The organism is Amycolatopsis sp. NBC_00355, assembly GCF_036104975.1.
GTDB lineage: Bacteria > Actinomycetota > Actinomycetes > Mycobacteriales > Pseudonocardiaceae > Amycolatopsis.
On the sequence record NZ_CP107982.1, the window covers coordinates 3750194 to 3769782 of the forward strand.

17 protein-coding genes and 1 riboswitch are annotated in these 19589 nt (G+C 71.2%); all 17 genes read right to left on the reverse strand.

What is annotated here, in order from left to right:
* Nucleotides 1-5: 5 nt before the first annotated feature.
* The 17 genes from OHS18_RS16195 to OHS18_RS16275 all read right to left on the reverse strand — a co-directional run bounded on the left by OHS18_RS16195 (nucleotide 6) and on the right by OHS18_RS16275 (nucleotide 19535).
* Nucleotides 6-1352: an aminotransferase class V-fold PLP-dependent enzyme gene (locus OHS18_RS16195; protein ID WP_328617614.1), complete on the reverse strand. Its 1347-nt coding sequence runs from the start codon at nucleotides 1350-1352 to the stop codon at nucleotides 6-8.
* Nucleotides 1353-1390: 38 nt separating this feature from the next.
* Nucleotides 1391-1505, reverse strand: a riboswitch (SAM riboswitch).
* A gap of 93 nt (nucleotides 1506-1598) precedes the next feature.
* A complete protein-coding gene (locus tag OHS18_RS16200; protein ID WP_328617615.1) occupies nucleotides 1599-2252 on the reverse strand; it encodes a M23 family metallopeptidase in 654 nt (217 codons plus the stop codon).
* 271 nt (nucleotides 2253-2523) lie between these two features.
* Nucleotides 2524-4002: a potassium/proton antiporter gene (locus tag OHS18_RS16205; RefSeq protein WP_328451734.1), complete on the reverse strand. Its 1479-nt coding sequence runs from the start codon at nucleotides 4000-4002 to the stop codon at nucleotides 2524-2526.
* Nucleotides 4003-4099: 97 nt separating this feature from the next.
* Nucleotides 4100-4780, reverse strand: a complete 681-nt coding sequence (locus OHS18_RS16210; RefSeq protein WP_328617616.1) for an ArsR/SmtB family transcription factor — start codon at nucleotides 4778-4780, stop codon at nucleotides 4100-4102.
* A gap of 78 nt (nucleotides 4781-4858) precedes the next feature.
* Nucleotides 4859-6487, reverse strand: a complete 1629-nt coding sequence (locus OHS18_RS16215; protein WP_328617617.1) for a penicillin-binding transpeptidase domain-containing protein — start codon at nucleotides 6485-6487, stop codon at nucleotides 4859-4861.
* Between the two features lie 153 nt (nucleotides 6488-6640).
* On the reverse strand, nucleotides 6641-9808 hold the full coding sequence (gene ileS / locus OHS18_RS16220) for an isoleucine--tRNA ligase (RefSeq protein ID WP_328617618.1): 3168 nt from the start codon (nucleotides 9806-9808) through the stop codon (nucleotides 6641-6643).
* A 489-nt stretch (nucleotides 9809-10297) separates the two neighbouring features.
* Complete coding sequence (locus tag OHS18_RS16225) at nucleotides 10298-10984, reverse strand: hypothetical protein (RefSeq protein ID WP_328617619.1); 687 nt, start codon at nucleotides 10982-10984, stop codon at nucleotides 10298-10300.
* A gap of 137 nt (nucleotides 10985-11121) precedes the next feature.
* Nucleotides 11122-11967, reverse strand: coding sequence for a DivIVA-like cell division protein Wag31 (gene wag31 / locus OHS18_RS16230; RefSeq protein WP_328451725.1), 846 nt, complete (start codon nucleotides 11965-11967; stop codon nucleotides 11122-11124).
* Between the two features lie 52 nt (nucleotides 11968-12019).
* The gene (locus tag OHS18_RS16235) at nucleotides 12020-12295 is read right to left on the reverse strand and encodes a YggT family protein (protein WP_013224824.1); all 276 of its coding nucleotides are present in this window, start codon (nucleotides 12293-12295) and stop codon (nucleotides 12020-12022) included.
* Between the two features lie 115 nt (nucleotides 12296-12410).
* Entirely contained in the window at nucleotides 12411-13010 is a 600-nt protein-coding gene (locus OHS18_RS16240; protein ID WP_328451723.1) for a cell division protein SepF, read from the reverse strand.
* Nucleotides 13011-13107: 97 nt separating this feature from the next.
* Nucleotides 13108-13836: a YggS family pyridoxal phosphate-dependent enzyme gene (locus OHS18_RS16245; RefSeq protein WP_328451721.1), complete on the reverse strand. Its 729-nt coding sequence runs from the start codon at nucleotides 13834-13836 to the stop codon at nucleotides 13108-13110.
* Nucleotides 13833-14537: a peptidoglycan editing factor PgeF gene (pgeF, locus tag OHS18_RS16250; RefSeq protein ID WP_328451719.1), complete on the reverse strand. Its 705-nt coding sequence runs from the start codon at nucleotides 14535-14537 to the stop codon at nucleotides 13833-13835. The genes OHS18_RS16245 and pgeF overlap by 4 nt, the downstream gene beginning before the upstream one ends.
* Nucleotides 14538-14623: 86 nt before the next feature.
* A complete protein-coding gene (gene ftsZ / locus OHS18_RS16255) occupies nucleotides 14624-15928 on the reverse strand; it encodes a cell division protein FtsZ (RefSeq protein ID WP_328451717.1) in 1305 nt (434 codons plus the stop codon).
* A gap of 242 nt (nucleotides 15929-16170) precedes the next feature.
* A complete protein-coding gene (locus OHS18_RS16260) occupies nucleotides 16171-16935 on the reverse strand; it encodes an anti-sigma factor (RefSeq protein WP_442875382.1) in 765 nt (254 codons plus the stop codon).
* The gene (sigK, locus tag OHS18_RS16265; RefSeq protein WP_328451716.1) at nucleotides 16932-17543 is read right to left on the reverse strand and encodes an ECF RNA polymerase sigma factor SigK; all 612 of its coding nucleotides are present in this window, start codon (nucleotides 17541-17543) and stop codon (nucleotides 16932-16934) included. Before sigK ends, OHS18_RS16260 begins: the two co-directional genes overlap by 4 nt.
* Nucleotides 17536-18270: a DUF1365 domain-containing protein gene (locus OHS18_RS16270; RefSeq protein WP_328618532.1), complete on the reverse strand. Its 735-nt coding sequence runs from the start codon at nucleotides 18268-18270 to the stop codon at nucleotides 17536-17538. The genes sigK and OHS18_RS16270 overlap by 8 nt, the downstream gene beginning before the upstream one ends.
* Complete coding sequence (locus tag OHS18_RS16275; protein WP_328617620.1) at nucleotides 18264-19535, reverse strand: NAD(P)/FAD-dependent oxidoreductase; 1272 nt, start codon at nucleotides 19533-19535, stop codon at nucleotides 18264-18266. The genes OHS18_RS16270 and OHS18_RS16275 overlap by 7 nt, the downstream gene beginning before the upstream one ends.
* Nucleotides 19536-19589: the final 54 nt, after the last annotated feature.

The window sequence follows — 19589 nt, forward strand, 5'->3', positions numbered from 1 at the left end:
AGCGCTCAGCAGAAGGGCGGCAGCTCCCGAGTGTCGCCGGCGGGCGCCCAGCGGCCGTCCACCTTCGTGTACTCCCAGCGCGCGCCGCGGGCGGCGATCTGGCGCAGGGCCAGCAGCACGCGGTCGACGTGCTCCTCGGTGCTGCCGAGGCCGAGGCTGACCCGCACCGCCTGCTGCCCTTCACCGCCGGTGACGCCGATCAGGCGCCTGGCCGCGATGTGGGCGCAGAAGGCGCCGTCGCGGACGCCGATGCCGTACTCGGCCGAAAGGACCGCCGCGAGCCAGCCCGGGTCGAAGCCGTCGACGACGAAGCTGACCGTGCCGACGCGGTCGACCGGCGCGTCGAACAGCCGCAGTTCGGCGCAGCCCGGGATGCTCTCGAGGCCCTTGCGCAGCCGGGTGAGCAGGGCCTGTTCGTGCGCCTCGACGGCGTCCCAGTTCCGGCTGAGGGTTTCGCAGGCGACGCCGAGCGCGTACACGCCGACCGTGTTGGGGGAACCGGCTTCGTGCCGCTCGGGACCGGAGTTCCAGACGACCGCGTCCTCGGTGACGAGCTTGGTCGCGCCGCCGCCGGCGAGGTACGGCCGGGCGGCGCGCAGCCAGTCGGCGCGGCCGATCAGCGCGCCCGCACCGAAAGGCGCGTACAGCTTGTGGCCGGACACGGCGACGTAGTCGACGTCCAGCTCCTTGATCGAGACCCGGCGGTGCGGCGCGAGCTGGGCGGCGTCGAGCGCGATGCGGGCGCCGTGCTTCCGCGCCACCGCCGCGATTTCCGCGACCGGGAGCAGTTCGCCGGTCACGTTGGACGCGCCGGTGATGACGACGAGCCGGGGCCCCTGCGGGGATTCCGCGAGGCCTTCGTCCACAGCGGACACCGCGGCGAGGCGGGTGCGCGGGGTCGGCAGGCGCCGGACGTTCGGGCCCTGCCACGGCAGCAGCGCGGCGTGGTGCTCGGTGTCGAACACGACCACGGCCGTGCGAGGCGGCAGGCTGCGGGCGAGCAGGTTGAAGGAATCGGTGGTGTTGCGGGTGAACACGACGGTGTCGGTCCGCCGCGCGCCGACGAAGCGGCGCAGGGTGTCGCGGGTGCGCTCGTAGAGCTTGGTCGAGACCTGCGAGGCGAAGCCGGCGCCGCGGTGGACGCTGGCGTACCAGGGCAGGAACTCGTCGACGGCCGAGCGCACGGAGTCGAGACACGGCGCGCTCGCCGCGTGGTCGAGGTTGGCGTAACCGATGTCCCCGCCGGTGACGAGCGGGACCCGCAGCGAGGCGCCCGCGACGGTCGGAAGTGCCTGCGCCGCAACGGTTTCGACGGGCTGGGGGGTACTGGTGCGATCGATGGCGAGAGTCATCGGTGCCTCCTCGGCGATCCGGGGGACCCCCGGCGAGGGGCCCGCGCTTGCCCGTCGCACGGCGCGACCGGCCCGGTCTTCACCCGGGGCACCCCACCGCGGAAGGAGGGTTGCCGGCCAGCAAGCCGGGGCTTAGCGCTGGCACTCATGACCTGAGACAGAAGGTAACCGAAAATCCGCGCGGCGGCCAACCCCCGCCTCACATGTTGAGACGCCGCTCACAAGTCGAGCAGCATCCGAGAAGCGTCAGAGCTTCGCGCGGAAATGGCCCGGAAGCTGCGTCACGGCGTGGTCCGCGAGGTGCGTCGCGGTGCCGGTGTACTGGTCCGCGCCGGCGGTGAAAAGCCAGCCGCCCAACGTCTTCCCGTCGATCGGCTCGCCGTGCGCGGCCGCGACCGTCGTCGACAGCCGGCCGTAGGCGACGCCGTTCCAGTCCGCCGTGGCCGCGTCCGGCAGCGTCCAGAGCGTGAAGTGGACGTGGGCGCCGGTGCTGCTGCCGCCGCACGGCAGGGCGTTGCCCGTCGAGCCGAGCACGTCGCCGGCCGCGACCTGCTCACCGTCGGTGACCTTGATGCCCTCCATGTGGTAGTACCCGGTGCGCCAGCCGCCGGCGTGGTCGATGGTCACCCAGTCGCCGCCCGCGCAGTGCTGCAGGTGGACGGTGCCGGCCAGCGGCGCCCGCACGGTCTTGTCGGCCGGGCTGAGGTCGAGGGCGTTCTCAACGCCGGTGCTGCCGTCGTCGGAGTGGATCCCGGCGGAGTACACCTGCTGGCCGGCCTTGAACGGCAGCGCCAGCGCCGGAAAGGGGCCCACTTCGGCGGCCGCGTCCGGAGCGACGGCGAGCCCGAGCCCCAGGACGGCCGCCACGACCAGACCAGCACCGCGCACGTGAAGTTTCATCACCCTGCGTACTCCTTCGGCTCCACACTCACCCATTCGAGCTAACGAATGGAGCGGAGAGTAAGCCAAAAGGACGAACGCGGGGAAGCTCCCCGTGGGGTTTATTCACCCTTGCGGAAAAAGATCACCAGGTAGGCGCGGAGATCGGACAAGCACCGGACAACGCCGAGATCACGTACCCGGGCCTCCGACGCGGACGAAGGCCGTGAGGGGCACCTTCAGGGACTCTGAGTCCCTCAAGGTGGCCTTCACGGCCTTGGGCCCCCTGGGGTCAGATGCCCGACTCGCCGCGCCAGCGGGCCAGGCGGCCGGCGCGGTCTACCGCGCGCAGGCGGCGCTCGACGTCGTCGCGGACCGTGGCCGTCGTGACCACCAGGAGCTGGTCACGCTCCTGCAGTCGGCTGGTCTTCTGCGGCGTGAAGCCCGCACCCTCGCGCACGACCAGGCTGACCGTCGCGCCCACCGGGAGCCGCAGCTCGGACAGGTAGACGCCGTGCAGCTTCGAGCCCGGCTGGATGCGGACCTGCAGCAGCTCGGCGCCCAGCTCGTCCAGGGGCGCGGAGTCGACGTCGAGCTCGTACGCCTCGGACTTCTTCGACAGCCCGAGCCAGCGCGCCAGCGGACCGAGGGTCGCGCCCTGGAGCAGCGTCAGCACGATGACCAGCACGAACACCGCGTCGACCAGGCGCTGGGCGCCGGGCAGCCCCTCCGACAGCGGGATCATCGCGAGCACGATCGGCACCGCGCCGCGCAGGCCGGCCCACGACAGGAACGCCTGTTCCCGCCAGGGCAGCCGGAACGGCAGCATCGACAGCACCACCGAGATCGGCCGGGCCAGCAGCAGCACGACGGCGCCCGCGACCAGGCCCGGCACCAGTGTCTCCAGCAGCCGGCTCGGCGACGCGAACAGCCCGAGCAGCACGAACAGGCCGATCTGCGCCAGCCAGCCCAGGCCCTCGGCGAACGACAGCGTGTCGGAGCGGTGCGGCAGCCGGGAGTTGCCCAGGACCAGGGCCGCGACGTACGTGGCGAGCAGGCCCGACGCGTGCAGCAGCTGCCCGGACGAATAGGCGACGACGCACACCGCGACCGTGGCCAGCGGGTACAGGCCGGTCGCCGGCAGCGCGGCCTTGCGCAGCGCCAGCCCGCCGAGCCAGCCGAACGCCAGCCCGATCGCCAGGCCCGCCGCCAGCTCGTAGACCGCCAGGAACGGCAGCGTCCAGTCCACAGTGGTGCCCTCGGCCAGCACCACGACGGCGATGTAGGCCGGCGCGTCGTTGATGCCGGACTCCAGCTCCAGCGCGCCGACGAGCCGCTTGCCGATCCCGGCCGTGCGCAGCACCGAGAAGACCGCCGCCGCGTCGGTCGACGAGAGCACCGCGCCCCACAGCAGCGCGAGCCGCCAGTCCAGGCCCAGCAGCCAGTGCAGGGCCGCGCCGGTGACCGCGATGCTGACCACGACGGCCACTGTGGACAGTACGATTCCGATGCCCAGCGAGGGTTTCACCGCCGACCACCGGGTCGTCAGCCCGCCTTCGGCGAGGATCATGACGAGCGCGGCGAGACCGAGCGACTGGGTCAGGCCGGGGTTGTCGAAGCGGATGCCGAAGCCGGCTTCCCCCAGCACGACGCCGATGCCGAGGTACAGCAGCAGCGAGGGCAGGCCGAGGCGGATCGAGACGCGCACGGCGAGCACGGAGGCGAGCAGGACGACACCGCCGACGCCGAGCAGCACGGGAAGCTGGTCCATGCCGCCTCCCTCCCGAGTGCTGTGGGGCCCTCAGAATAGTGAAGCGGCCGGATTAACTCGTTCGTGTACCACCGGGACGAGTCGGACACCCGGTGTGTTAGGGCCGGAGCACCGCCAGATCGACGCCCAGCGCGGCGAACGGCTTCTCCGCCGCGGGCAGCACCTTCACCGCGCGATGCCCCTCGGCGGCGACCCAGCCGGCGTCGACGGCCTTGCCGAGCAACGCCGCGGGCAGGGACCCGGCGAGGTGGTCCCGGCGCTCCGTCCAATCCAGACAGTCGCGCAGCAGCGCCCGCCGCCCGTCGGGCACCGGCACGCCCAGCTCGTCGAAGACCTCCCGGCCGCGCTCGGTCAGCGCCAGCCCGGCGTCCGTGCTGACCAGACCGGTGGCGAGCATGCCGTCGCGCACCGCGACGCCGACGAGGCCGGCCAGGTGGTCGTAACAGGTGCGCGCGAACCCGAGCCGCCGCACCCGCACCGACGACTTGAGCCCGGTCACCGGCCGGTGCTCGGCGTGCTGGGCCAGGTGCTCGATGAGCTCGGCGACGCGCGGGTCGGCGATCCGGACGTAGCTCGCCCGCCCCTGCTTCACACGGGCGACGAACCCGGCGTCGACCAGCCGGGTGACGTGCTCACTCGCCGTCGACAGCGCGATCCCGGCCTCCTTGGCCAGCTCGCCGACCGTCCACGCCCGCCCGTCCAGCAGGACGAGGCACATGGTGGCGCGGCTCGGGTCCGCGAGCACCGCGGCCACCTCGGCCAGCGCGATCGTCTCCATGTCCCCACGGTACGGCCCGGATGCTTCGCCCACGGCCGAACCAAGGCGTCACTTTCACGTGAAAGTGACGCCCCGGCGTCAGACGCCCTTGAGGAACTTCGCCGCCAGCTGGACCGCGGGCCCCGAGTCGTTCGAGTTCTCCAGGACGACGGCGAAGGCCACGTTCCCGCGGTAGCCGACGAACCAGCCGGTGGCCTGCTGCCCGTCGCCGAACTGGGCGGTGCCGGTCTTGCCGAACACACTCCCGGCGCCCGCCGCGGCCTTGCCGGTGCCGCTGGTGACCACCGCGCGCATCATCTTGCGCACCTCGCCCAGCACGGACGCGGGCGGCGGCGAGTAGCCCTTGACCACGACGGTGTCGAGGTCGTGCCACAGCTTCGGCGTGATCGCCTTGCCGGAGGCGACCGTCGCGGCCATCATCGCGCCGCCGAGCGCGCTGGCCTGGATCCGGCCCTGGCCGAACCCGTCCTCGACCTGCTCGTCCTTGCTCGCCGCGGGCTCGACCTTGCCGAGCTCGGTCTTGAGGCCCGGGATCTCGTAGTCGGCGTTGAGGCCCAGCTCGTTCGCCGCCTTGACCAGCCCGTCCGCGGGCAGGTTCAGCGAAAGCTGCCCGAACGTGGTGTTGCAGGAGCGCGCGAACGCGGTCTGCAGGTTCGTCGCGCCCAGTTCGAAGCCCTCGTTCTTGACCGTGCGCGTCCCGATCGTCGCGACGCCGGGGCAGTCGACCGGCGAGCCCGCGTTGAGGCCGCTCTGCTGGATCGCCGCGACCGACGTGGCGATCTTGAACGACGAACCGGGCTCGTACAGCCCGTTCAGGGCCTTCGGCGAGTCGCCGGCGGCCGCGTTCTGCGCGACGGCGAGGATGTCGCCCGAGCCGGTGTCGAGGGCGACCAGCATCGCGGACCCCGAATAGCCGTCGACCGCGGCCTGCGCGGACTTCTGCGCGCCCAGGCTCAGGCTCGACGTCAGCGGCTTCGCGCCCTCCTCCGACGCCTTCCCGAACAGCGTCTCCAGGTTCTTGCCGCTGGTGTCCGTGCGGACCACCGCGAATCCGCTGCCCGCCGCGGCCGCGACCTGGCCGGTGAGCGCGGACCGCAGCAGCGGCGCCGGGTTGCCCTCGGCCGGGTGCACGCCGCCGGCGCCGCTGATCAGGAGCGGTTTGCCGTCGCGGTCGGCGACCGCGGTGCTGTCCTGGACGGCGGTGCTGATCACCAGCCGCTGACCCGCTTCGAGCTTCGGGTGCAGCAGTGTCGGCGCCCAGTGCACGAGCCACTTGCCACCGGCCTGGGCCAGCGTGAACGGCACGTCGTAGGACCAGACCTGGCGCTCTTTCAGCGTCCAGGACACGTGGTAGGTCCCGCTGGTCTGTTTCGCCCCGGCGGGCGTCGGCTGCAGCAGGGTCAGCTTCGCGGCCAGCGCGGACGGGCTCAGCGTGTTCCGCGCGTCGCGCAGGGCCACGGCGGCCGCCGCGTTGTCGTCCGTGAGCCGCGCCGCGGCGTCCGGGTTGTTCTCGGCGAAATCCTGCAGGTACTCGGTGATCGCCGAGTTCGGGTCGAGCGCGCCGGGGCTCTCGACGGCTGTCTCCCCCGGTCCCGCGGCCGCTTCGGGTGCGCTCCCGCCGTTCAAGAGGAACAACGCCGCCACCACGACCGCGACCACCCCCAGCGCGCCGCCGATGAGAATGCCGCGTTTTCTGCCTGGACTCATTTCTCGCGTACCCCTCCCCCATGCGCGCCTCCCGCGCGCACAAGGGCCCAGCTTGCCGATTCCCGGCCCTTTCGGGTGGGAAAGCGACCGATTCGTGACCGGCCTCGTGAGTGTTCAGGGCGGTTAGAACCGCCCTGAACACTCACGAGGCTTTCAGGCCTTGGCGACCGAGACAGTCACCTTCGTACCGTCACCGACGGTGCCGGCGAAACCGTCCGCCACCGCCGCGTGGGTCACCGACGTCGCCAGCGTCTCCGAGCCCAGGAACTTCTCGTGCCGCTTCGCCGCTTCGACGACGTCGCCGGGCGCGTCGACGGTCAGCGCGATCCGGTCGGCGACGTCGAGGCCGGCGTCACGGCGGGCCTGCTGCACGACCCGGATCAGGTCGCGGACCAGGCCTTCGGCTGCCAGGTCCGGCGTCACCTCGGTGTCGATGAGGACCAGCCCGGAGCCGCCGGGCAGCTCGGCCGCCGCGCCGCCGCCCTTGGCGACCAGCCGGCGGTCGAACTCGCCCTCCTGCAGTTCGATCCCGGCCGCGACGACCTTGCCGCCCCGCAGCGACCAGTCACCCGCCTTGACGGCCTTGATCACCGTCTGGACGTCCTTGCCCAGCCGGGGCCCGGCGGCGCGGGCGTTCACCGCGACCTCGAACCCGCCGTGCGCGGCGACGTCGGCGGTCAGCTCGACCGCCTTGACGTTCACCTCGTCGCGCAGGATGTCGGCGAAGGCGCCCAGGGACTCGGCGTCCTCGGCCGCCACGACCAGCGACGACAGCGGCAGCCGCACGCGCAGCTTGTTGCTCTTGCGCAGCGACAGCGCCGACGACGCCACCTGCCGGACCCGGTCCATCGCCGTCACCAGCGCCGCGTCCGCGGGCAGGTCGAGCGCGTTCGGCCAGTCGGTCAGGTGCACCGAGCGGCCGCCGGTGAGCCCGCGCCAGACCACCTCGGTGGTCAGCGGCAGCAGCGGCGCCGCGACCCGCGACGTCACCTCCAGCACCGTGTGCAGCGTGTCGATCGCGTCCGCCTCACCCGCCCAGAAGCGGTCCCGGGAACGCCGGACGTACCAGTTCGTCAGCGTCTCCAGGAAGTCCCGGACGGTCTGGCACGCGCCGGCCACGTCGTAGTGGTCCATCGCGGACTCGACGTCGGTGACCAGCTCGTGCGTCTTCGCCAGCACGTACCGGTCGAGGACGTTCGCCGAATCCGTGCGCCACTTGCCTTCCACGCCCTCGGCGTTCGCGTACAGCGCGAGGAAGTAGTACGAGTTCCACAGCGGCAGCACGGCTTGGCGGACGGCGTCGCGGATGCCCTTGTCGGTGACGACCAGGTTGCCGCCGCGCAGGATCGGGCTCGCCATCAGGTACCAGCGCATGGCGTCGGAGCCGTCGCGCTCGAACACCTCGTTGACGTCCGGGTAGTTGCGCAGCGACTTGGACATCTTCGCGCCGTCCGAGCCCAGCACGATGCCGTGCGAGACGCAGGTGCGGAACGCCGGCCGGTCGAACAGCGCCGTCGCGAGCACGTGCAGCAGGTAGAACCAGCCGCGGGTCTGGCCGATGTACTCGACGATGAAGTCGCTCGGGTAGTGGTGCTCGAACCAGTCGGCGTTCTCGAACGGGTAATGCACCTGGGCGTAGGGCATCGAGCCCGAGTCGAACCAGACGTCGAGGACGTCCGGGACGCGGCGCATGGTCGAGTTCCCGGTCGGGTCGTCCGGGTTCGGCCGGGTCAGCTCGTCGATGTAGGGCCGGTGCAGGTTGTCCAGCCGCACGCCGAAGTCGGCCTCCAGCTGGTCGAGCGAGCCGTAGACGTCGGTGCGCGGGTACGCCGGGTCGTCGGACTGCCACACCGGGATCGGCGTGCCCCAGTAGCGGTTGCGCGAGACCGACCAGTCGCGCGCGTTCTCCAGCCACTTGCCGAACTGGCCGTCCTTGACGTTCTCCGGGTACCAGGTGATCTGCTGGTTCAGCTCGACCATCCGGTCCTTGAACTGCGTCACCGCGACGAACCACGACGACACCGCGCGGTAGATCAGCGGGTTGCGGCAGCGCCAGCAGTGCGGGTAGGAGTGGTCGTAGGTCTCGTGCCGCAACAGCACGGAACCCTGCTGCCCGGCCGATCCCGTGCCGGTCTTGAGGTCGCGGACGATGTTCGGGTTGGCGTCGAACACCTGCTGCCCGGCGTAGTCGGGCACGGTGTCGTCGAACTTGCCGTGCGCGTCGACCGGCGTGACCGGCGGGATCCCGGCGGCGTCGGTGACGGCCTTGTCCTCTTCACCGTAGGCGGGCGCGATGTGCACGACGCCGGTGCCGTCGTCGGTGGTGACGTAGTCGGCCGACAGCACGCGGTGCGCGTTCTCGGTGCCGGTGAAGTACGGGAACGGTGGTGCGTAACGGTTCCCGAGCAGCTGCGCGCCGGTGTAGCGCGCGACGACGGCCGGCTCTTCGCCGAGTTCACGCGCGTACGCGGCGACGCGCGCTTCGGCGAGCAGGAACCGCTTGCCGGGGAGGTTCTCGCTCTCGACGACGACGTAGTCCACCTCGGGGTGCACGGCCGTGGCGAGGTTGGACGGCAGCGTCCACGGCGTGGTCGTCCAGATCAGCAGGTAGGTGCCGTCGAGCTCGTTGTCGTTGCCCTCCATGCGGAACCCGACGGTGACGGCCGGGTCCTGGCGGTTGCGGTAGACGTCGGCGTCCATGCCCAGCTCGTGGTTGGACAGCGGCGTCGCGTCGCGCCAGCAGTAGGGCAGGACGCGGTAGCCCTCGTAGACGAGTCCCTTGTCCCACAGGCGTTTGAACGCCCACAGCACGGACTCCATGTAGGTGACGTCGAGCGTCTTGTAGTCGTTGTCGAAGTCGACCCAGCGCGCCTGGCGGGTGACGTACTCGCGCCACTCGTCGGTGTAGCGCAGCACGGACTCGCGCGAAGCCTCGTTGAACTTCGCGATGCCCATCTCTTCGATCTCGGACGTCTCGGTGATGCCGAGCTGGCGCATCGCCTCGAGCTCGGCGGGCAGGCCGTGGGTGTCCCAGCCGAAGCGGCGCTCGACCTTGCGGCCCTTCATCGTCTGGTAGCGCGGCACCAGGTCCTTGACGTACCCGGTGAGCAGGTGGCCGTAGTGCGGCAGGCCGTTGGCGAACGGCGGACCGTCGTAGAAGACGTACTCGTTGTCGCCGTGCTCGCCGGCGGGGCGCGCGTCGATGGACGCCTGGAACGTCCGGTCGCTCTCCCAGTAGGCGAGGACCTGGGTCTCCAGCTCGGGGAAGGACGGCTGCGACGGGACTCCCGCGCTGTCGTCGAGCTTGGCCTGGGGGTACATCCGGGTGCTCCTCGGTTCGTCGCTCGCGTACGGACGACCGGCTCCCGGTCACCCACACGGGGACGAGACGCCTTCCGGCGTTCCGCGGTACCACCCCGCTTGCCCGGCGGTGGAGCTGCCGGGCCGCTCGTTCCACGGCTGTCACGGGCCGCACCCGTCCGGTTCTACTGCGAGCGGTGAGGCTCGGTTCTTCCGGAAGCTCCCCGGTGATGGCCGGATCGACGCTGTGCTGATACCAGGTTAACGGCCCCGCGCAACCGTGTTGTCACGAGGGGCACCACCGGAAATGGCAGCGCCTTCGCGGGCGCGTCCCCGTGGGCGTCGCCGGGCCGGTCCGCGGACGCGATCCGGGCTTGGTTCGACGAGCTGTACCCGGAGCCCGCTGGTGGCGGCAGCGCATCACAGCCCCCGAAGCCGCGTCGCGAGACCTCGAGCGGGCCGCGCTCGAAGTTGTCGTGCACCGGACGGCGGCGCTCACTTCGGCGTGGTCTAGCGGTGGGCGGCCACCAGGGTCTCGTCGGGGCCGCAGCGGGCGCAGGGGGTGAAGCCGAGCTGGCGGGCTTCGCCGATGCCGATGGGGATCGTGTCGCGGATGCCGACCCAGGCGCAGACCCGGAGGTGGTAGCGGGGGTGCTCGTCGACGACGAAGACCTCGTCGTCCAGGTCGGCCAGCAACGCGATGTCGGCGGCCGACGTCGATTCCTCACCGGGCTCGGCGTCGTCGGCCGGCGCGGGTTCCTCTTTCGCGGCGGAGCCGGCGGAGGCGGCCGAAGCGGCCGATGCCCCGGAAGGCTCTTCAGCGGGTTTTTCGGCGGGCTCTTCGACGACGTCGGGTTCGGGCGTGTCGGCCGGATCGCCCAGCTCACCGGCGGCCGGGATCAGGACGGTTTGTTCTTCTTCGGCCGGGTTTTCGGCCGGTTTCTCCGGCTCCGTGAACAGGCCCGGCTTCGTGTCGGCCGCCGGTTCCGACGGCTCGGCCGGCTCCACGGGTTCGGCACGCTCGACAGTGGGCGCGGCGGCGCGCCGTCGACGGCGCAGCCAGTCGGCGACGAGCATCACCCCGGCGAGCACCGAGAGGCCGATGGAAACCCACGCCCACAGCGAAGAAGCCGTGATGAGCGCGGTGACGAGCAACCCCAGAGCCGCCAGTACCAGTACCAGCACGATGTAGAGCACGCTGAATTACAACATGAACGCGGCCGGATCGGTCCACGACCCGCCCCACGTGCGGTACCGGATCGACTCCGAACCGTGGCAAAACCCCGCCGTACGCCGCGACAACGGCCGGCGCCGGCGGGGTCTTCCCGGAGAAATCAGCCCGCTTCGGCCCGGGGGCCGAACGAGTAGCCCTGGCCGCCGCTCGACGATCCGGACGACTGCCCGGAGTTCGAGGACGCCGAGGCCGGAGCCGCGGAGCCACGGTCGTCGAGCTCGCGCAGCTGGGACTCGAGGAACCCGCGCAACCTCGTGCGGTACTCCCGCTCGATGGTGCGCAGCTCTTCGATCTTCTTGCCCAGCCCGCCCTTCTCGGAGTTCAGGCTGTTCATCGTCTCGGTGTACTTGCGCTGCGACTCGCGCTCCAGCGTGGTGGCCTTGTCGCGCGCCTGGCGCTCCAACGTCTCCGCCCGGGTCCGCGCGTCGTTCAGCATCGTGTCGACGCGCGTGCGCGCCTCGTTGACCATCGAGTCGGACTTCGCCCGGGCGTCCGAGAGCAGCTGCTCGGACTTGGTGCGAGCCTCGGCCAGCATCCCGTCGGACTCGGTCTTCGCCTCGGCGGTCAGCCGGTCGGCCATCTCCTGGGCGAGCCCGAGGACCTTGGCCGCCTGCACGTTCGGCTCGCCGCTGTCGCCCACCATCGAGTGGGCCTGCGTCTGCTCCATCGCGGACGCCGGCGGCGGCACCGGCGCGAGACGCCGGGACGGCTCTTCGCGCACCGGGGGCGCGGATTTGGCGCTGTCGAGCTCGCTACGAGTCGATTCGAGCTCGGCGTCGAGCTGCTCCATCTGCTGGCGCAGCTCGTTGTTGTCCTCGATCAAGCGGGCCAGCTCGGTCTCCACCAAGTCGAGGAACGCGTCCACCTCGTCCTCGTTGTAGCCCCTCTTGCCGATGGGCGGCTTGCTGAACGCGACGTTATGCACGTCAGCGGGGGTCAACGACATCAGATCACCTCACGCACTCCATGGCCTGCAGGGTCCACCCAAGTCTCCCCGATCAACTTGGAGTCGCCAGTTGCATCGCGAAGAACACAACCAACAGCAGCACCATAATCGATAAGTCCAGTCCGACGCCGCCGATCCGCACCATCGGGATGATTCGCCTGAACAGGCGAACCGGCGGGTCCGTCACTGTGTAGATGGTCTCGAGCGTCACCGCAACCCCTCCGGCCGGGTGCCACTCCCGTGCAAAGGTGCGGACGAGTTCGACCACGATACGTGCCGTCAGCAACAGCCAAAACGCGAACAGCACGTACCAGACGACCAGCCACACAGCTTCCACGTACCTACTCTAACCGGGCGTCCTCGCAGAAGACGCAGTTGAGGGGGTCGACGCGGCATCGGGTCGACAAAATCACGTTTCCTTGCGCTCAGCGGTCCGCGCGACTTCAGCCGCGCAGAAACAATCCGCCCTCGGCAATCCGCCGGCGGTCTTCGGCGGTCACGTCCACATCGGGCGGTGAGAGAAGGAACACCTTGTTGGTGACCTTGTCCATCGACCCGCGCAGCGCGAAAGCGAGCCCCGCGGCGAAGTCCACGAGCCGCTTGGCGTCCGCGTTGTCCATCTCGGTGAGGTTCATGATCACCGGGATGCCCTCGCGGTAGTGCTCGCCGATGGCGCGCGCTTCCGCGTAGCTGGTCGGGTGCAGCGTCGTGATCCGGCTCAACGGGTCACGCACCGGCTGGCGCACGACCGGCTCGGTGACCGGTCGCAGACGGGCCACGGGCTCCGGCTGCCGGTCCATGGCCAGCGCGCCGTGGACCGCGGGTTCCGACCCGGCCACGGAGCGTGAACGGCTGCGGCTGGCAGGCTCGTCGTACGTGTCCTCGGTGTCGCGGTACCGTGAGCGCGACCGAGGAGCGGGCTCCTCGTAGGAGTCGTACTCGTCGTCCGCGTAACCGCGCCGATAATCGTCCTCGACGTCGTAACCGTCGTCGTCAGCGGGCACCATCCCGAAGTAGGCCTTCAGCTTCTGCAGCGCGCTCATGCCTCTCCCTAGCCCTAGCCGCTCCCGCACCAACGCTTCTCCACGCCGTCAGTGCCCCGTATGGACGACCACTAAACGTGACCGGCACACGAGCTCCCTACGGCGAGGCTAAACCGCGTCCACCGAGCAGCGCGGTTCCGACACGCACACATGTTGAGCCGTGCGTGATCGCCTGCTCGAGATCATGGCTCATCCCGGCGGAGACTTCTGCGGCATTCGGGTGATCTTTTCGGAGTGTCTCCCCCGCGCGGGCGAGCCGTTCGAAGGCCGCCGAGGGATCGGCCCCGAGCGGCGCGACGGCCATCAGGCCGCGAAGCCGCAGTTCACCCGTGTGAGCTACGTGTTCGGCGAGCGCGCCGAGCTCGCCGAGCGGGCAGCCGCCGCGCTCGGTGTCGTCGTCGAGGCTCGCCTGGATGAGGACGTCGAGGGGTTCCTCACGTTCTCCGCCGTAACGCGCGGTGTGCACGGCCTTCGCGAGCGCGTCGGCGAGCCGGGCCGAGTCGAGCGACTGCACTTCGTGCGCCCACCCCACCACGGACCGTGCCTTGTTCCGCTGCAGCCGGCCGACCATGTGCCACCGCAGCGCGGACCCGGGACGCAGCTCCGCGACTTCGGCCGCCTTCGGCCCGGCTTCCTGGTCGCGGTTCTCCCCGACGTGGGTGACGCCGAGATCGGCGAGCAGCGCGGCGTCCGACGCCGGGAAGGTCTTGGTGACGGCGATCAGCTGGACCTCGTCGCGGGCCCGGCCGGCCGCGCGGCACGCGGCGGCGATCCGCGCCTCGACGTCGGCCAGGTTCGCGGCCAGCTCGGCGCGCCGGTCGGTCATGCTTCGACCCAGGTGATACCGGCGATGCGCCCGGTCGTCCCGTCGCGCCGGTAGCTGAAGAGCGTCTTGTCCTCGTTGGTGCACCGCGGGTCGACGCCGATCTTGCCGACGCCCAGGTCGGCGAGCTGGCGCCACAACCCGGCGCGCAGATCGAGCCCGGGGGTGCCCTTGCGGGTCTTGCAGGCGCTGCCGGGAACGTGCTTCTCGACGTCGGCGGCCATCGCGGCCGGCACCTCGTAGCAGTCGCCGCAGATCGCCGGGCCGAGCAGCGCCTCGATCCGGGACGGCTCGGCACCCGCCTCCCGCATGGCCGCCACCGCGGCCGGGACGACGCCGACCCGGGTGCCGACCCGGCCCGCGTGCACCGCCGAGACGACGCCGGCCTCGGCGTCGGCCAGCAGGATCGGAACGCAGTCGGCGACGAGCACCACCAGCGCGACACCCGGCGTCGCGGTCACCAGCGCGTCGGTCGCCTCGGCGGCCCGGGTCTCCGAGCCGTCCACAGTGGTCGCCATGCGGCCGTGGACCTGTTCCATCCAGGCCAGCTTGTCCTCGGCCAGGCCCAGCTCGGCGGCGAGCCGCTTGCGGTTGGCGTAGACGTCGCCCTCGTCGTCGCCGACGTGGTCCCCCAGGTTGAACGTGTCGTAGGGCGGCCGCGACGCGCCGCCGGCCCTGGTCGTCACCACTCGCCGAACCCGCATGCCCTCATCCTCCCAAACGCCGTGAAGGCCACCTTGAGGGACTCCGAGTCCCTCAAGGTGGCCTTCACGGACCACAGTGCTTTTGGTCAGCGCCGCATGAACGGCGGCACGTCGACCTCGTCGTCCGACGGGTCGTCGTGCACCGGCATGGCGCGCCCGGGCAGGCTGCCCTGGGTCGCGTTGGAGCCCATCGGCGAGTAGCCGCGCGAACCGCCGCCGGGCTGCGGGAGCCCGCCGGTGTTCTGGCCGGACGCCGACGGCAGCGGCGTGTGCGACCGCGGCGGCGCGACCGGGTAGCCCGAACCCGAAGCGGACGGCACCGGGGTGGCCCCCGACGGCGGCCCCTGCTGGTTCGAGACCTGCCCGGCCGAAGCCGACGCCGTGCCCGAGCCCTGGCGCGAGCCGGAGCCGAAGGTCGACGGGTCGAGCTTCTTGTGGGTCGGCGCGCCGGCGTCGAAGCCGGCCGCGATCACCGTGACGCGCACCTCGTCGCCGAGCGAGTCGTCGATGATCGTGCCGAAGATGATGTTGGCGTCCGGGTGCGCGGACTCCTGCACCAGCGACGCCGCCTCGTTGATTTCGAACAGGCCCAGATCCGAACCACCCGCGATCGAAAGCAGTGCGCCGTGCGCACCATCCATGGAGGCTTCGAGGAGCGGCGAGTTGATCGCCTTCTCCGCCGCCTGGATGGCTCTGCCTTCACCGCGTGCGCTCCCTATACCCATCAGGGCGGAGCCCGCGCCGGACATGACGCTCTTGACGTCGGCGAAGTCGAGGTTGATCAGGCCCGGGGTGGTGATCAGGTCGGTGATGCCCTGGACACCGGAGAGCAGCACCTCGTCCGCGGAGCGGAACGCGTCCATCAGCGAGACGCCGATGTCGCCGAGCTGCAGCAGCCGGTCGTTCGGGATCACGATGAGGGTGTCGCACTCGTTGCGCAGCGACTGGATGCCGTCTTCGGCCTGCTTGCCGCGGCGCTTGCCCTCGAAGGTGAACGGGCGCGTCACGACGCCGATGGTCAGCGCGCCCAGCTTGCGGGCGATCTGCGCCACGACCGGGGCGCCACCGGTGCCGGTGCCGCCGCCTTCGCCGGCCGTCACGAACACCATGTCGGCGCCCTTGATGACCTCTTCGATCTCTTCACGGTGGTCTTCGGCGGCCTTCTGGCCGACCTCGGGGGCGGCGCCCGCGCCGAGGCCACGGGTCAGCTCGCGGCCGATGTCCAGCTTGACGTCGGCGTCGGACATGAGCAGTGCTTGGGCGTCGGTGTTCACCGCGATGAACTCGACACCCTTGAGGCCGACCTCGATCATGCGGTTCACGGCGTTCACGCCGCCACCGCCGATGCCGACCACCTTGATCACCGCAAGGTAGTTGTGCGGGGGCGTCATCGAAGTCCGCCTTCCTGATCGTTGTGCCCGTACAGCCCGCCGGCCGGTGATCAACTCTCAACCTAAACCCCAGATTGAGAGTTATGTCAACCGCCGACGTTAGGCAGGACGGTAGGCACCAGGCACGCTCTAATCCAGTAGGCACGCCGTGTGTCGCAAAGGTGTTTTGCCACAACACGTTCGTGCGCGCAAGAGCGAGGAGCCGGAAACGGCCCCCGCACCCGGTCTGCTATAGCCGGAAATCAGGCAGGCGCGGGCATGCTCATGAGGACGTCCGTGGGCGCCCCGCTGGGCGATCCACCGGCCTGCTCGAGGCTCACCGCGACCTTGTCGGCGCTGCCCACGCCGTCCGCCACGACCAGCCCGCTGTCGGTCGCGATCACGCCGGCCGAACGCGGCGCTTCGGTGCCGGTGAGCAGCCAGGCCTGGTAGACCTTCCCGCCCGGCTGCGCCGGCAGGCCGGCGTCCATCACCATCAGGCGGTTCTGGGAACGGGACAGCACGACCGTCACCCCGCCGCCGGTCGGCGCCTCGCCGTGGCCGGTCTTCGCGTCCGGCGCCGCCAGCAGGTCGGCCACCGGCGCGTACCGCGCCCGGGCCTGGTCGAGCTGCGTCTGCGCGGTCTGCAGCTCCTGCTGCTGGGTCAGCGCGATCCCGCCGAACACCCCGCCCGCGGCGAGCCCGACGACGGCCGCCGCGGCCGTCACGAGCACCGCCCAGCGCGGGGCGCGTCCCGACCGGCGGTGCCGTTCGGGCGAGCCGGGCCGGGTGCGCGGCGGCAGCTGGCGGGTCGCGTGCATGGCCACCATGACGCGGTCCTTGAACTCCGGCGGCGGCTCTTCGGCCATCGCCACGCCGAGCCGGGCCGCGGTCGCGCGCAGCTCGGCGACCTCTTTCGCGCACGAGTCGCACTGCTCGAGGTGGCGCGAGAACTCCGCCCGCTCGATGTCCGACACGGCGTCGAGCGCGAACGCACCCGCCAGCGTGTGCATCTCCGGTGTGCTCACGCGGTCACCCCCAAGCAGTCCCGCAGGCGGATCAGGCCGTCCCGCAACCGCGTCTTGATGGTTCCTTGCGGCGTCGAGAGCACTTCGGCCACCTCGCGATAGGTGTAGCCCTGGTAGTAGGCCAGCAGCACGGACTCGCGCTGCAGGTCGGTCAGGGAGGACAGGCACCGGCGGACCTGGGAGCGTTCCAGGCGCGCGGTCACGGACTCGGCGACCTCGTCGAACGGGCGGCCGCGGGCGGCTTCGAAGGTCGCCTTCTGCTCGCGCTCGGTGCTGGCGCGCGCCGAGCGGACGCGGTCGACGGCGCGGCGGTGGGCCAGCGTCATCGCCCAGTTCAGCGCGGAGCCCTTCTCGGGCGAGTAGCGCGTCGCGGTGCGCCAGAGCTCGACGAGCACCTCCTGCGCGACCTCTTCGGACTGCGCGGAGTCGCGCACGATCCGGCGGACGAGCCCGAAGATCGGCCCGGAGAACTGGTCGTAGAGCAGCTCGAACGCCCGCTCGTCGCCCTTGGCGACGCGCACCATCAGCTCCTCGGCGCCGGGCTCCGGGTCCGCGGGATCCTCCGGGGGCACGGGAGCCATGTGGCGCTGGCGGGCCGCCTCATCCATGCAGGTGTCCTCCGGCGTTCTGCGGGGTGCGCGGGACGACCGGCGCCTTCCGCAGCCACAGGGCGATGCCGTGACGGCGGATCAGCGCGGACACCCGCTGCGGCAGCAGGGGCCGGGCCAGGACGAGCCGGGCCAGCCACCGCGGGTTCGCCGGGCGGCGAACTCCCCGAAGCGTAGCGACCAGGGGCGTGGTGCCCCCGCGGCGCAACGCCACCGTGAGGTCGAGCAACGCTTCCGGGTGGGGCAGGCGCATCCGGTACTCGCCGTCCATCTCCTGGAACGGCGAGACGTAGAACTCCTTCTCCGCGCGGGCGAGCCCGGCCTCGTCCGGGTGCAGCAGGTAGGCGTGGCGGCCGCCGTAGGTGTTGTGCACCTCGGCGACGACGCACTCGAGCCGCCCCTCCGGGCCGTGGCACCAGTAGACGCTGATCGGGTTGAACACGTACCCGAGCACGCGCGCCGCGGCCAGCATCACGACCTTGCCGCCGCGCAGGTCCACCCCGCGCTCCGCGAGCCACCCGTCGAGCTTCTCCCGGATCCCCCGCTCGTCGCCGGCGACGAAGTGGTCGCGGCGGTCGAAGCCGGCGAACGGGCGCGCCCACCACGGCAGCCGCGGCGGCGCGTCGAGGTCGACCAGCCACAGGTACACCCGGTGGGCGAACGCGTGCGGCGGGTCGATCCGCCGCACGTGCGCGACGGTGGCGTCGTAGAGCGCGGTCGTCACCAGGTGACTCCCAGGCTTTCGGCGGCCCGCGCCCCGGAGGAGCAGCCGTCTTCGTGGAAGCCCCAGCCGTGGTAGGCACCGGCGTAGGCGAAGACGCCGTCGTTCAGCTCGGGCAGCCGGCGTTGCGCGGCAACGGCTTCCGGCGTGTACACCGGGTGCTCGTAGCGCATCTTGGCCACCAGCCCGTCCGTGCCCGTGCCTTCGCCGGGGTTGAGCGTGACGACGTACCCGGTCGGCTCGTCCAGCCGCATCAGGCGGTTCATGTCGTAGCTGACCTGGACCGCGCCGGTCGGCGCGCCGCATTCGGGAGCGCGGTAGTTCCAGCCCGCGCGGGCGTCGGCCAGCGACGGCAGCACGCTGGTGTCGGTGTGCAGCCAGGCCTCGTTCTCCGAGTAGCGGAACGCGCCGAGGACGTCGCGTTCGGCGCCGGACGGGTTGGCCAGCAAGGAAAGCGCCTGGTCGGCGTGCGTCGCGATGACGACCCGGTCGACGCGGTGCGGGGTGTCGGCGTCGTCGCGGATTTCCACACCGCCGCCCGCGGTCCGCAGCACCGACCGGACGGGCGTCGACAGGTGCACGGCGGTGAGCTGCTTGGCCGCGCGTTCGACGTATTCGCGCGAGCCGCCGACGACGGTCCGCCAGGCCGGCGAGTTCTTGACGCTCAGCATGCCGTGGTTGCGGAGGAACTCGAACAGGTAGCGCGCCGGGTACCGCAGGGTGTCGCTGCGGTCGGCGGACCAGACCGTCGAGACCACCGGCAGCATGAAGTGGTCGACGAAGTAGCGGGAGTAGCCGCCGATGGCGAGGAACGCGCCGAGGGTGACGTCACCCGCGTCCTGGGCGTCCAGCAGCCGCTTCGCGTGCCGGTGGAACCGCTTCACCTCGGCGAGCATGCGGAGGTAGCGGGGGCGGGCGAGGTTGCCGCGCTGGGCGAACAGCCCCGGCAGCCCCTTCGCGCCGGCGTACTGCAGGCCGCAGCCGTCGCAGCGGATGCTCATCGACATCTCGGTGTCGCGGGTGCGCACGCCGAGCTCGCCGAACAGCTTCAGCAGCGTCGGGTAGGTGCGCTCGTTGTGCACGATGAAGCCGGAGTCCACGCCGATGGTGCCACCGTGGGCGCTGGGCACGTCGTGGGTGTGCGCGTGCCCGCCCAGCCGGTCGTCGGCCTCGAACAGCAGGACCTCGTGTTTGCGTTGCAGCAGGTAGGCAGCAGTCAGTCCGGCCACCCCGCTGCCGATGACGGCGATGCGTTCTCCCGTGATCTCCACACCGGTAGTTCGCCGCCGGCGCGGACGTGGATTGGATGAGCGCGGCACCAATCC